This window comes from Acinetobacter sp. ANC_7512 (assembly GCF_056779935.1).
On record NZ_JBWYIX010000003.1, the window covers coordinates 91,844 to 105,318 of the forward strand.

A 13,475-nucleotide genomic window follows, 5' to 3' on the forward strand; every position below is an offset into this window, starting at 1 on the left:
GATAATAATTGGATCTGCTGCTGTTATGTTATTTGAAAATTTTAATGTTAAATTACAACGTATTGGTTTAGCACTCAGTGCGTTTATGGTCACAAGTTTTGTTCAAGCCAATGACTTCGCTCAACATCCTCAATATCAAAATTTTAAACTAAAAACGATGCAGACCTATGGTTTGAGTGCTGAGCAAGTTGACTGGGCCATGAATGGATCAAAAAACCTACCAAATATTATCAACATTATGAATCGCCCAGGAGAAAGCAAGCCTTGGTACGAATATAAAAAGAATTTTTTAGCAGAAAGTACAATTCAACGTGGTGTGCGTTTTAAAAATCAATATGCAGACACTTTAAATCGAGCAGAACAGCAGTTCGGTGTTCCCCAGTCCATCATTCTCGGTATTCTCGGCGTAGAGACAGGTTTTGGGGCAAATAAAGGCTCATTCATCACACGTGATGCCCTAGCCACTTTAGGGTTTGGATATGAACGACGTGCACAATACTTTCAAGACGAATTAAGCGCTTTGATTGCATGGTCTTATAAGGACGGCATTCCAGCTAATTCAGTCGTTGGCTCTTATGCTGGTGCTGTGGGCTATCCTCAATTTATGCCAAGCAATATTCCGAAATTTGGTGTGGATTATGACGGTAATGGTCATATCGATCTCAGAAACTCTGCTGTAGATGCAATTGGTTCTATTGCAAATTATCTTGCTCAACATGGTTGGCAACGAGATCAACCGATTGCTTTTGCCGCACGCTACCAAGGAAATAATGCGGATGCCATCATAGCCAAAGACTTAACACAACCTACCCCATATGGTGCATTAAAAGTTCAAGGCATTAGCCCACTCAATCCTATTGTTAAAATAGATGACTTAGACATGGTCAATGTGATTCAACTACAAGAAAATTATGGGCCTGCTTATTACCTTACATATCCTAATTTTCAAGTCATTACGACCTATAACCGTAGTCGAATGTACGCAACTGCACTTTGGCTTTTAGGGACGGAAATCGCGAGTAGATAAAGATAAATCTACTTATTTTCACAAAAGTCAATGTTTATTTTTGTGATTAAGTTCACTATTTGCACATTTTAAATATTTTGTTACATTATTGATTAAATATTAACCATTTTTTGTGATAATTTGTCGTTTTTGTAACTAAAGTGAAAATAAAGCTAGACACTTTTGTATCAGGATGAATATCATCCACTACCGTTAAATGCAGTTGCATAAGTAAATTTACAGACCATTTAATTTAATTATCAGCAACTTAGATAATTAAATTAGGGTTCCAAGGAGTTAAACGATGCATGCTTCGCTGAAAATGTTATCAATATTAGGTATTAGTTTGGCTTTGTCTCAAACTCATGCCGAGCTGGTTCAATCCTCTTATCTGAATAATGATGTTGACCAATCAAGTCTTGCTTCACGCGTGATTAGCAAAGACTCTACAAGTTTCAATTCGCACTTCTCGAATTTAAACAGTTTAGCAATTACTGAAAGTTCAGGTGATAAAATTCGTCGCGAAACAATCGCAGCGAAAATTCAAGTACCTGTTGAAGAGCCTTCAGTGATTGATAAACTTAATAATGTTGCTTCAAACACTGTTCGTCGTTTTAGTCAAACAGGTGTTGCTTCTTGGTACGGTCGTCAATTTCACGGTCGTAAAACTGCAAGTGGCGAAACATTTGATATGAATGCACTTACTGCAGCGCATCGTAGCCTACCGCTTAATTGCTATATTCGTGTAACGAATAAATCAAATGGTAAAAGCGTTGTTGTTAAAGTAAATGATCGCGGCCCATTTCATGGTAATCGTGTTGTAGATTTATCTTACGGTGCTGCGAAATCTCTTGGTATTACCAATGCTGGTACTGCGCGTGTAAGCATCGAACGTGTGGATGGTCCAAATTCTTAGGTTCTCATGATTCAGCGAAGCATTTAACGACAAGCCACTCATTGAGTGGCTTTATTATTTTTAATTTTTTTTGATGTGACCAATATACAAAAAAGAATCTTGATTTATCATCTTATGTCATACTGTCGTTTATAGAATAAATAAAATTCAAATAATCAGTGAAGGAAATAGGATGAAGACAATTACAGAATGGTTAGATGAATATAGTGATAGCCATCAAAACCCAACCAATAAAACATTACACTGGATTTGCGTACCCACGATTCTATTCTCGATCATTGGCATACTCGCTCATTTCAGCGCATTACTGACTACCCTTTTACTGGTGTTAACACTCATCTTTTATGCAAGATTAGATCTTGTACTCGCGGTTGCAATGGCAGCGTTATTATTGGTCATGTCTTGGCTTATTATTATTCTTCCATTCGGGAAAGGATTCTATATTGCTCTATTCGTTTTGGCTTGGATAGGTCAATTTTACGGGCACAAAATTGAAGGGAAAAAGCCATCTTTCTTAAAAGACCTCCAATTCCTTCTGATTGGCCCTCTATGGTGTATGGATGCTTATCTAGATAAGATACTACCCAATTGGAAATCACGCCAAATCAGCGCTTAAATTAGCAAATACAGCATGGGTTAAATTAGAATTCAATTTAGCCCGATGTTCATGCTCTAATTAAGTAATTTATGAGATAGAAAAACAGTAAAGTAAAAACTAAATTACTGATAACTTTTTGACTTATTAGCGCAAGCAGTACACAAAATATTGCTGCCCATAAATAGTGATTACTCGACATAACCCTTAATTCTGCTGCTTCATAAAAGACAATCGGTACACATATTGCAGTCAACAAACATGGCGCAGAATATTTCAACATCTTTTTCAAAATTCTAGGAAGTGGCACATTTACCCTTGGCTCCAAGAATAAATATCGATTAATAAAGATCATGATCGACAACCCCAGCAAAAGCATCCAGCTCATTTTTAATCCCCTTCTGTTGTTTGCCATTTTTCAACTATCACACTGGCAAACATTCCACATAGACCAGAAATAATTAACGCTGCATTTACTTGGTAAGCTTCTAAAATTAAAGAAAAAATTATGGTAATCACAACACCAACAAGTATTGTAAGATTTTTTATCATTGGCACTATAATTAATATAAGCAGTGCAACGACTGAGAAATCAAGATGCAAATTTGATAAATTAGGAATGAAGTGAGCAAGCACAATCCCAAATAAACTAAATATCAGCCAAAAAATATAAAAACAAAGTCCTGCTCCAAATAAATATGCGAATGATCGTTGTGATTTATTTTTTACTCCAAGCGCAAATAATTCATCCGTCAGCAGAAAGCCAAATACAATACGTTTAAATAGTGGAAATTTACTAACATCATTTCGAAAATTAAGCGCGTAAATTAAATGCTGACTCGTCAGAAAAAATATCGTCAGATAGATTGTCATCAGCGAAGCCTGCCCCGAAACCAATCCTAAGCTCACTAATTGTGCAGCACCAGCAAACATAAACAATGACATTGCAAAAGCTTGTATCGCATTCAATCCAGTCTGTATCGCCAAAGAGCCAGCCAATACCCCCCATGGCATGACTGCAATTGCCAACGGCATAATACCCAGCACACCATGTATAAAATTCTTTTTTGTATCACTCATCTTTTTCATCAATACATCTTAATCTGATTCACTTATCGATTATTATCATCTGATGAGTAATGATTGATCTTGAATAATATTGCGGCGCAAATTTAAGGAAAATTAATAGTTCAAAAGATATTGTCTAGGCGTTACACCTATTGCACTTTTAAAATGTCGATTTAAATGACTCTGATCAGAAAATCCAGTGAGTTGTGCAACCTCAGTTATTCGCACCCCCTGCTTAAGCAATTGTTTAGCTTTTTGAATTCTTCTTTGAACAAGCCAACTATGTGGAGGCAATCCCGTATGTTTTTTAAATTCACGTAATAAATGCCATGGGCTTGTATCTACATATGCAGACAACTCGTGTAGAGAATAGTCATGTTCAGGAAAACTACTCATAAGTTCTTTTATTAGTTCAACTTTTTTCTCATTTCTGGTGTGTTGATTGGACTCAATTTCGCCCGCCCATAGCAATAGATCAATCTGGCCAATGTCGTCAAATAGAGGCTTTCTTTAAGCAAAGTATCCTCGCCCTGCTCAAATAAATCGAATAAAAATACTAGTTGCCTCGCCAAACCCAAATCATGGATCACTGCATCCGAGAACCATGGGACTGCATTCTTGGTTGTAAAAAAATCTCGACTCAGATCTAATATCATTTCAGGTGTTGGGTAAATTGCTCGATATTTCCAACCAGTTTCCACAGCGGATGAACCAGTATGTATTTCATCAGCATTCACCAGAATAATATCGCCTTTAGGTGCGATATGAAGCTTTCCAGAGCGGTAAAAACTTTGTGCCCCATCTTCAATGACACCAATACAATAGCCCTCATGAGCATGTTTTGAAAATTGCTTACGTTGAAATTGAGCTTTTAATAATTCCAATCCGCCCAATTCTTTGAAATGAAGATAATTAGCAGACTCTTGCATCTTTTTTCTGGATATTACGCCTATAAAATTGCATAAAAACTATCACGCCTGCATTTTAAATCTAGAATGAAATTGCTCATCTCATATATTTATTTTTATAAAAATTATTGATAACTTCGACCCTGATGCTTTAACCAACCATCAATATGCCGTTTTTGAGGATCATGGTGAGTCCAATGAATTACACCACCCTTGTCGGTATATTCATATTCACCATAGAACTCGACGATATCCCCTTTTTGAATATTCTCAACACGTGGTGCCAAGTCTATATTATGAGCTACCAAAACTGTCTGACCATGATTAAGTTTTAAAATAAATTTCTGATGTCTAGATCCTTCATTATCATCATTTAATATTGCAACAACTTCTCCAGAAGCCCTAACTTGCACATCTCTCATCTTTTTTTGAAAAAGTGTCGCTATTTTTGCGGCATCATCATTATCCGCAGAGGATAGTTCTCGTTGGTTAGCATCATTATATTGAGTACTTGCATCTGTAGGATTTAGTGCGTGCTCATTACTCTGTTTTAAATCCTGTTTTAAATCGACACCGAAATATGCTGCGACCAACACTGCAATTAACGCAACAATACTCATTTTTGATTTCTGAGACATATTGATCTCTAAGTTATATTTTTATTTCATCCTAAAGTTTATATCATTTAGACTCATAAAAAAAAGAAAAAGCCCTTAAAGGGCTTTTTCTTTTTCAAAATAATTGATTCAATTATTTTGCAGCAGCTTGAGCAGCAGCAACCTCTTCAGCGAAAGAAAGTTCAGCTTTTTTCTCAATACCTTCACCCACTTCGAAACGTACGAATTGAGCAACAGTTGTACCTGTAGACTTAAGAACATCAGCAACTTTCTTGTCGTTGTCGATAACGTACATTTGACGCTCAAGAACAACTTCATTTAAGTATTTTTCAACTGAACCAGTTACCATTTTTTCAACGATATTCGCTGGTTTACCAGATTCAATTGCTTTTGCTTCAGCAATTTCTTTCTCTTTAGCGATTAACTCAGCAGAAACACCTTCAGCATTTACAGCAACTGGGTTGAACGCAGCAACGTGCATTGCGATACCTTTACCAGTAGCAGCATCACCAGCAAATGAAACTACAACACCGATTTTTAAACCGTGTTTGTAAACTGCAAGGTTTTCACCTTCAACGATTTGAGCACGACGAACTTGAATGTTTTCACCGATTTTTTGAACAAGCGCAATACGAGCTTCTTCTACAGTTGCACCATCTTCAAGTTTCAATTCAGCAATTTGAGCAGCATCAGTTACATTCGCAGCAAGCGCAGCAGCAGCAACTTTCGCAGAGAAACCAGCAAAGTTTTCGTCTTTAGCAACGAAGTCAGTCTGACAGTTTACTTCTAAAAGAATTGCTTTATTGCCTTCTTGAGCAATTGTAATCGCGCCATCAGCAGCAATGTTACCTGCTTTTTTAGCAGCTTTTGCTTGACCAGATTTACGAAGGTTGTCGATCGCTAACTCGATATCGCCACCAGCTTCTGTCAACGCTTTTTTACATTCCATCATTGCTAGACCAGTACGATCACGCAACTCTTTAACCATGCTTGCAGTAATAGCAGTCATGTTATTCTCCTAAATTCGGTCGAGATATGTATCTGTTAACAAAAACGGCCCAAATTAATCATCTGGGCCGTTTTGCTTGATTGATGCTTAAGATGCCACGATTACGTGTCGCAAAAATGACAAATCCGCATCAAATCGCATTAAGCCTCAGGAGCTTCTTTAGCAGCTTCTTCGCCTTTAGCTTGCGCATTAGCTTGAGTTTGAGCGTATTCTTTACCAGCAATAATCGCATCAGCCATCGCAGTAGCGTAAAGAGTTACAGCGCGGATCGCATCATCGTTACCAGGAATAACGAAATCAACGTTATCTGGGTTAGAGTTAGTATCAACGATACCGATTACTGGAATACCAAGGTTCTTAGCTTCTTTGATTGCAATCGCTTCGTGGTCAACGTCGATGATGAACAATGCGTCAGGTAAACCACCCATGTTCTTAACACCGCCAAGAGCACGTTCAAGTTTTTCCATTTCACGAGTACGCTCTAAAGCTTCACGTTTAGTAAGCTTAGCGAAAGTACCGTCAGTAGACTGAGTTTGAAGATCTTTAAGACGGTTGATTGATTGACGAAGAGTTTTCCAGTTCGTCAACATACCACCTAACCAACGGTGATCCACATATGGTTGACCAGCACGTTGAGCTTGTTCACGGATGATGTTAGAAGCAGCACGTTTAGTACCAACGAACAATACTTTGTTCTTTTTGCTTGCTAGGTTGTTAACAAAGTTCAATGCATCATTTAACGCAGGAACAGTGTGCTCAAGGTTGATGATGTGAATTTTGTTACGCGCACCAAAAATGTATTGACGCATTTTTGGGTTCCAGAAGCGAGTTTGGTGACCGAAGTGCGCACCAGCTTGAAGAAGGTCGCGCATGCTTACGTTGTAATCTGCCATTTTCTTTACCTTAAAAGTTTGGGTTAGGCCTCCATATGTCCGCATTCTCCACCCTTACGGGCACCCAGAGTAATGTGTCGACATATGTGCGGATTTTATTAACCAACATATCATCCGATTAAGTGAATCTATTCACGAAAAGCATTTGATAAATTGGGCGGCTATTTATACCATAGTCACACACAAATTTCCAAAAGTTTTTAAAGATCATGAACAGTACTTATGAAGCACCACGTCGTTTAATTAAATCTGCTGAAGATATCGAAAAGATGCGTGTGGCGGGACGACTAGCGGCAGAAGTTTTGGATATGATCAAACCGCATATCAAGCCTGGTGTGAGTACACTAGAATTGGATACGATTTGTCATGATTATATTGTGAATAAACAAAATGCTATTCCTGCTTGCCTAGGCTATGGTGCTGCGCCTGGTCGTCCTGCATTCCAGCATACGATTTGCACATCAGTAAACCATGTGGTTTGCCACGGTATTCCCTCTGAAAACAAAATCTTAAAGAAAGGTGACATCTTGAATATTGATGTCACTGTGATTAAAGATGGATTTCATGGTGATACCAACATGATGTACATCGTGGGTGGCGAGACTTCTATTCTTGCAGATCGCTTATGCAAAGTTGCACAAGAAGCAATGTATCGTGGTATTGCTACGGTAAAACCTGGTTCGACGATCGGTGATATTGGTCATGCTATTCAAAAATATGTTGAGTCAGAGCGTTTCAGTGTCGTTCGTGAATATTGTGGTCATGGTATTGGAACTGTTTTCCATGATGAACCTCAAGTGCTTCATTACGGTCAACCAAATTCAGGCATGGTTTTAGAAGAAGGTATGACATTTACAATTGAACCAATGGTCAATGCTGGTGTATGGCAAACTAAACTTCTTGGTGATAAATGGACAGTTGTAACGAAAGATCATAAATTATCTGCGCAATATGAACATACTGTTTTAGTCACTAAAACAGGTGTCGAGGTATTAACTGCTCGCCCTGAAGAGGATTTATCCCGATTTCAATAATTTTAGTTAATTAATAAAGTTAAAAAAGTCAGACCAATTTAAATTGATCTGACTTTTTATTTTGCTAAGTCACTCAATAAGAAATAAATTCACAAACAAACCTAACAAATGTTGGATTTTGAAAATTTAAATTCATGATTTTTAAAAATTTTTTATCACAAAAATGAGTAAAAACGCTTTTCAAACTGATTCATTTTATGTTTATATAACGCTTAAAGAATGTAAAACAACAACTAGCAACAAAATCGGACAGGGAGTCCAAAATGACGAAAAAAGCATTCTGGTGCATGGTCGTACCTATTGTTTTTGCATCTACAACTATTTATGCAGAATCATCATTTTTTAATCTGGATGAAACTGAAGGGTTTAAACGATATTCAATTTCAGTCGGACCATTACATGTTATGCCTCAAGGTAAAGCCAAGGCACCTAAAATTCGTACAGCAGTAAAAAATGGTGAAGTTGCAAAAAATGGTGATATTACACTTTCTACAGTTTTTGAGAACTTAGATCCTGATAAAGAAAAAGAAAATCAAAGTATGCAAGCACTTTTGAAGATCGTTGATGCTTTTAGTGATACTTATCCAGCCAGTCAAAGTGGAACTTCAACTGTAAGCGGCATTGAAAGTTGGAGTATGGATGGTTCTGGAATGACTGCAGATGATGTCACAACACTTGGCATCATGATCAATTACCATTTCAACGATAAGATCTCATTCGAGAGTAAAGCTGGGTTCCCCCCAAAAGTAGATATTCAAGGAAAAGGTAAGATTACAGCACCGTTTACAGCTGAAGCCAATGCAAATTTAGGGTTGATCTCCCTACCTACCATTTATCTGAAGAATGATTTGCCAATTACAGATCTTGAGAGTCATGGAAACTCTATTGCGACAGCTCGTGCATGGACCCCAATGTGGGAATTGCAGTACCATTTTGGACAGACTGGGATCAATAAATTTAGACCCTATGTTGGGCTTGGACTTATGGTCGCATACTTCAATGAATTAGAATTGAATCCAAGCCTTGAAAAAGACTTAATTGATTCAGGTCACATGATTGCCAATATGAAAAATGGACGCGGTGGCGATGCATTAATTAAAGGTAAAAAAAGTACAGCAAACCCCAAGGTTAAACTTGAAGCCGACCTAAGTTTCGCGCCAATAGCCACGCTTGGATTTACTTACGACTTCAATCAAAACTGGTTTGCAGTAGCCTCTATTAGTTATGCACATCTAACAGGTAAAACCACGATTGAAGTCAACGATGATAAACTTGGAACATTATTTTCATCGGAAGTTGATTTAGAAGTAAACCCGATCATTGGTTATGCTGGTGTAGGCTATCGCTTCTAAAACACTTGAGGCATATTGAAGCCACACCCCAATATGCCCAATCCATCACTAACAAAGGAAAAATAAGACAATTAGTATACATTTTAAAATCTAACTTATATCATATTTTTCAATAATTTAACAATTGTAAATTAGGATAATAAATTTGATTTCAAGTGAACAAACTGCTTTGCATTTAGATGATTTAATGAATATAAAATGAACTAAAAATTGGACATGGAGTCCTTCAAACAATGAAGAAGTTTTTAGTTCCTACATTATTCGCAAGTTCATTCTTATCTACTCTGAGTTATGCGGAGTCAGGATATTTCAGCCTTTCTGATGAGGGGTTTAAGCGTTTTTCAATTTCAGTGGGTGCATTACATGTAATGCCGCAAGGTAAGGCCCAACCTTTTAATGTCAAAACAGTCATAAATGACAATTATGAATCTAAAGTTGGGGACATTAATGCTTCCACTGTAATCGATAACCTTGACCCAGATCGTAAACCAAATTATTTAGTAGAAGGTATTGTTAAATTAATTTCTGCTTTTCAAGGCAATGTCTCAGGGGCTATTAGTGGAAAATCCTATATTAATGGATTAGCTGAATGGGATAATCCGAATACGGGCTTGGAGGCTGATAAAGTTACAACAGTTGGCATCATGAGCAGTTATCACTTTACAGATAATTTGTCTGTGGAAATAAAAGGTGGAATTCCACCTAAAGTGGATATCAAAGGTATTGGAAATATTAAAGCCCCCTTCTCAGCTACTGCAGCACCGTTAGGTGGAATTGCGGGGAACTTAGACCTCAAAAATAATATTCATATTACTAATCTAGAACAATCTTCAAAAGCAGCTGAAGCCCGAGCATGGACCCCTGCTTTTGAATTACAATATCGTTTTGGTGAGACCGGGATTAATAAATTCCGCCCTTACGTTGGCGTTGGATTAATGTACGCTTATTTTAATGAGCTAAAAATGGATCCAGGTATTGAAAAAGATTTAGTCGCCGCTGGGCATATGATCCAAAATATTATTAATCAAAATGCTGGTGCAGCACTCGATAAGAAAGATACCAATGGAAAAATGAAAGTTAATTTAGAAGCAACTGATGTTTTTGCACCTATAGCTACAGTTGGATTCACCTACGACTTTAATGATACATGGTATGCAGTAGCATCTATTAGTTACGCCCACTTGCAGAATGAAACGAAGATCACAGTCGTCAATGAAAATACTGGACAAGAGTTAATCAACTCAAAAGCTGATATCGAGATTAACCCGATATTGGGCTATGCTGGGGTTGGCATGCGTTTCTAAAGCATAGAGTAAGAAAAGAGGCAATTGCCTCTTTTTTTGTAACCAAACAAAAACCAAACATAATTGGCAAATTATTACTACAATGTGTCTGAAAATAAATTTGATAATAAAAATACAAAAATAATCACTTTTTATTTACAGTATTGGACATGGAGTTCCATAATGAAAAAAAAACTAGCTTACTTAGTTGCATCCATCAGTGCGTTAAGTTTTCCAGTCTTCAGTTATGCAGATTCACCTTATTTTAGTTTGAAAGATGGAGATGGCTTTAAACGTTTTTCTGTATCAGTGGGTGCATTACATGTAATGCCTCAGGGTAAAGCTCAACCGATTGATATTAACACCGCTGTACCAGAGGGTACCAAGTCTGAAGTTGGACGAATTTCAACATCTTCTGTACTAGGTGCTATTGATACTTCGACAGCAGATGGTGTTGATAAAAAACGTAAATTAGAGACACTTATAAACTCAGGTCTTGTTAGCCCATTAATCCTTGATGAAATCGATGGCGTAAAATATCTTAAGCCATCAGTTGGTGGCACTGCCGAAATTGATGGATTATCATCATGGACTGCTCAAGGGACAGGATTAGAAGCTGATGATGTCACTACCCTCGGAATCATGACTAATTACTTCTTTACAGATAATATTTCTTTAGAAGTCAAAGCAGGAATTCCACCTAAGGTTGATATTAAAGGTAAAGGGAATATATCAGCACCTCTCACAGGCTCAGTAGATCCTGGAAACGTCAATATCATTATTGCAGATATAGATGCTGGGAGTATTATTGGCGGCAATATTCCACTCAAACAAGATATCCAAGTAACAAATCTTGGAGCCCACGGTAAAGTCGCAGAAGCTCGTGCATGGACGCCAGCATTCGAATTCCAATACCATTTTGGTAAAACAGGCGTAAATAAATTTAGACCTTATGTAGGGCTTGGTTTGATGTATGCATACTTCAATGAATTGGAAATGAACTCCAACCTTGAAGCTGATCTAGTCGCTGCAGGTCATAAAATTGCGAACATCAAATTAGGTGAAGCTGGGAAAGCACTTGATGGAATTGAAAGTACTGCGAATCCTAAAGTTAAACTCGAAGCTAAAGATGCTTTCGCCCCTGTAGCTACTGCTGGTTTTACTTATGATTTCAATGATCGTTGGTTTGCAGTCGGGTCAATTTCCTATGCGCATCTTAAAGGTGAAACAACAATTACAGTAAACGATGCTGAACTTGGTGAATTAATCAATGCAAAATCAGATATCGAAATTAATCCGATTCTGGGATATGCCGGTATTGGTTATCGATTCTAATTTCCATCAGTCTTCATAAAGCGGCCAAGTGCCGCTTTATTCATTCTAATAACTAAATTTTATTGATTGATAAATTTTTATTCTGTCGTCATGATGCTACTGATCTTTTAAAATTACAAAAAATGCTAAGCGGATTGACCATGTCAGAAACCAAATTTTCAAAACCCCTCATCTTTATGCTCATTGGGAGTGCTTTTATTTTGGCACTCTCCTTAGGTGTCAGACATGGGTTTGGCTTGTATTTAGTTCCAATGAGTCATGAATTTAATTGGAATCATCAAGTTTTTAGTTTAGCAATTGCCTTTCAAAATTTATTATGGGGTGCTGTTCAACCCTTTACGGGAGCGCTAGCAGATAAATATGGGAGTAAAAAAGTCGTTGCCGTAGGCGGCGCTTTATATGCGATTGGACTTGTGATGATGGCATTTAGCTCAACAGGGCTTCTCATCAATCTTAGTCTAGGTTTAATCATTGGTCTGGCTTTATCAGCTACTTCATTTTCTGTTTTGCTCTCTGCTGTCGGACGTGCAGCGCATCCAAGTCGACGTAGTATGGCTATGGGCATTGCCAGCGCAGCAGGCTCTTTTGGTCAATTTATTATGTTGCCAACCACACTTTTACTCTTACAAAATTTTGGTTGGTCATCTGCGCTACTCATCACAGCGATTTTAATTGCATTAATTGTACCCTTGGCTTGGATGCTAAAAGCTCCAATGTATCAAGCGCCTCAAGCAGTTGATGCAATCACTAAACCTTCTTTAAGTTTTAAACAAATACTCATAGTTGCCAAAAACCACAAACCTTTTATCTGGTTGGCATTAGGATTTTTAGTTTGTGGATTTCAGGTCGTATTTTTGGGCATTCATTTGCCGGGTTATTTAACTGACCATGGTTTTAGCACCACCACTGGTACTATGTTTTTAGCCTTGGTTGGGCTATTTAATATTGTTGGAACTTACACTGCTGGTTGGCTGGGTGATAAATATTCCAAACCTAAATTGCTCATGTGGTTATATGGACTACGTGGCATCGCCATCATTTTATTCCTCGCATTGCCACTCTCGATCTTTACGATTTATAGTTTTGCCATCATTATGGGTTTATTATGGTTATCAACCGTCCCCCTTACCAATGGTATTGTTGCCAATATGTTTGGCGTTAAATATCTCACCATGCTAAGTGGAATTGTATTTTTCACTCACCAAGTTGGTTCATTTTTTGGAGGATGGTTGGGTGGCTTAAATCATGATATGACAGGCAATTACAATATTATTTGGATGATGTGTATTGCGCTCAGTATCTTCGGTGTATTCATTCATTTATTTGTTAATGAGGAGAATGTCGTCAATGACTAATCGCTTCAATCTGCTCAACATCAGCATATTCATCGGAGTCATCCTTCTGCTTAGTCTATCGATTACTTTGTGGATGAACACTCCTGATTTATTTACATATTTTA

The 13,475-nt window shown here is 37.5% G+C and carries 13 protein-coding genes and 1 pseudogene; 8 read left to right on the forward strand and 6 right to left on the reverse strand.

What is annotated here, in order from left to right:
• Window positions 1-85: 85 nt before the first annotated feature.
• The 3 genes from mltB to AC1M9H_RS04275 all read left to right on the forward strand — a co-directional run bounded on the left by mltB (window position 86) and on the right by AC1M9H_RS04275 (window position 2,538).
• Entirely contained in the window at window positions 86-1,027 is a 942-nt protein-coding gene (gene mltB, locus AC1M9H_RS04265) for a lytic murein transglycosylase B (protein ID WP_416202006.1), read from the forward strand.
• A gap of 283 nt (window positions 1,028-1,310) precedes the next feature.
• Window positions 1,311-1,922 carry a septal ring lytic transglycosylase RlpA family protein gene (locus AC1M9H_RS04270; RefSeq protein WP_035265690.1) on the forward strand — a complete coding sequence of 204 codons (612 nt, stop codon included), beginning with the start codon at window positions 1,311-1,313 and terminating at the stop codon, window positions 1,920-1,922.
• Between the two features lie 172 nt (window positions 1,923-2,094).
• Entirely contained in the window at window positions 2,095-2,538 is a 444-nt protein-coding gene (locus AC1M9H_RS04275; protein WP_481612826.1) for an Mpo1 family 2-hydroxy fatty acid dioxygenase, read from the forward strand.
• 49 nt (window positions 2,539-2,587) lie between these two features.
• On the opposite strand, the gene AC1M9H_RS04280 is transcribed toward AC1M9H_RS04275, so the two are convergent.
• The 6 genes and pseudogenes from AC1M9H_RS04280 to rpsB all read right to left on the reverse strand — a co-directional run bounded on the left by AC1M9H_RS04280 (window position 2,588) and on the right by rpsB (window position 7,012).
• A complete protein-coding gene (locus tag AC1M9H_RS04280; protein WP_092766028.1) occupies window positions 2,588-2,905 on the reverse strand; it encodes an AzlD domain-containing protein in 318 nt (105 codons plus the stop codon).
• A gap of 2 nt (window positions 2,906-2,907) precedes the next feature.
• Window positions 2,908-3,606 (reverse strand): AzlC family ABC transporter permease, encoded by a 699-nt coding sequence (locus AC1M9H_RS04285; protein ID WP_481612827.1) that lies wholly within the window; start codon window positions 3,604-3,606, stop codon window positions 2,908-2,910.
• Between the two features lie 93 nt (window positions 3,607-3,699).
• Window positions 3,700-4,514 (reverse strand): annotated as a pseudogene (locus AC1M9H_RS04290) (AraC family transcriptional regulator).
• Window positions 4,515-4,618: 104 nt separating this feature from the next.
• The gene (locus tag AC1M9H_RS04295) at window positions 4,619-5,131 is read right to left on the reverse strand and encodes a DUF3465 domain-containing protein (protein WP_481612828.1); all 513 of its coding nucleotides are present in this window, start codon (window positions 5,129-5,131) and stop codon (window positions 4,619-4,621) included.
• A 112-nt stretch (window positions 5,132-5,243) separates the two neighbouring features.
• Window positions 5,244-6,119, reverse strand: coding sequence for a translation elongation factor Ts (tsf, locus tag AC1M9H_RS04300; protein WP_035265686.1), 876 nt, complete (start codon window positions 6,117-6,119; stop codon window positions 5,244-5,246).
• Window positions 6,120-6,259: 140 nt separating this feature from the next.
• Window positions 6,260-7,012, reverse strand: a complete 753-nt coding sequence (rpsB, locus tag AC1M9H_RS04305; protein ID WP_035265684.1) for a 30S ribosomal protein S2 — start codon at window positions 7,010-7,012, stop codon at window positions 6,260-6,262.
• Window positions 7,013-7,221: 209 nt separating this feature from the next.
• Between rpsB and map the strand changes: the two genes are divergently transcribed.
• From map to AC1M9H_RS04330, 5 genes are all read left to right on the forward strand, one after another.
• Window positions 7,222-8,046 (forward strand): type I methionyl aminopeptidase, encoded by an 825-nt coding sequence (gene map, locus AC1M9H_RS04310; protein WP_481612829.1) that lies wholly within the window; start codon window positions 7,222-7,224, stop codon window positions 8,044-8,046.
• Between the two features lie 263 nt (window positions 8,047-8,309).
• Window positions 8,310-9,398, forward strand: a complete 1,089-nt coding sequence (locus tag AC1M9H_RS04315; protein ID WP_481612830.1) for an OmpW/AlkL family protein — start codon at window positions 8,310-8,312, stop codon at window positions 9,396-9,398.
• A gap of 233 nt (window positions 9,399-9,631) precedes the next feature.
• Window positions 9,632-10,702 carry an OmpW/AlkL family protein gene (locus tag AC1M9H_RS04320; protein WP_035265681.1) on the forward strand — a complete coding sequence of 357 codons (1,071 nt, stop codon included), beginning with the start codon at window positions 9,632-9,634 and terminating at the stop codon, window positions 10,700-10,702.
• Between the two features lie 162 nt (window positions 10,703-10,864).
• Window positions 10,865-12,016, forward strand: coding sequence for an OmpW/AlkL family protein (locus tag AC1M9H_RS04325; RefSeq protein ID WP_481612831.1), 1,152 nt, complete (start codon window positions 10,865-10,867; stop codon window positions 12,014-12,016).
• 140 nt (window positions 12,017-12,156) lie between these two features.
• Complete coding sequence (locus AC1M9H_RS04330) at window positions 12,157-13,371, forward strand: MFS transporter (RefSeq protein ID WP_092766255.1); 1,215 nt, start codon at window positions 12,157-12,159, stop codon at window positions 13,369-13,371.
• The last annotated feature ends 104 nt before the right edge of the window (window positions 13,372-13,475 follow it).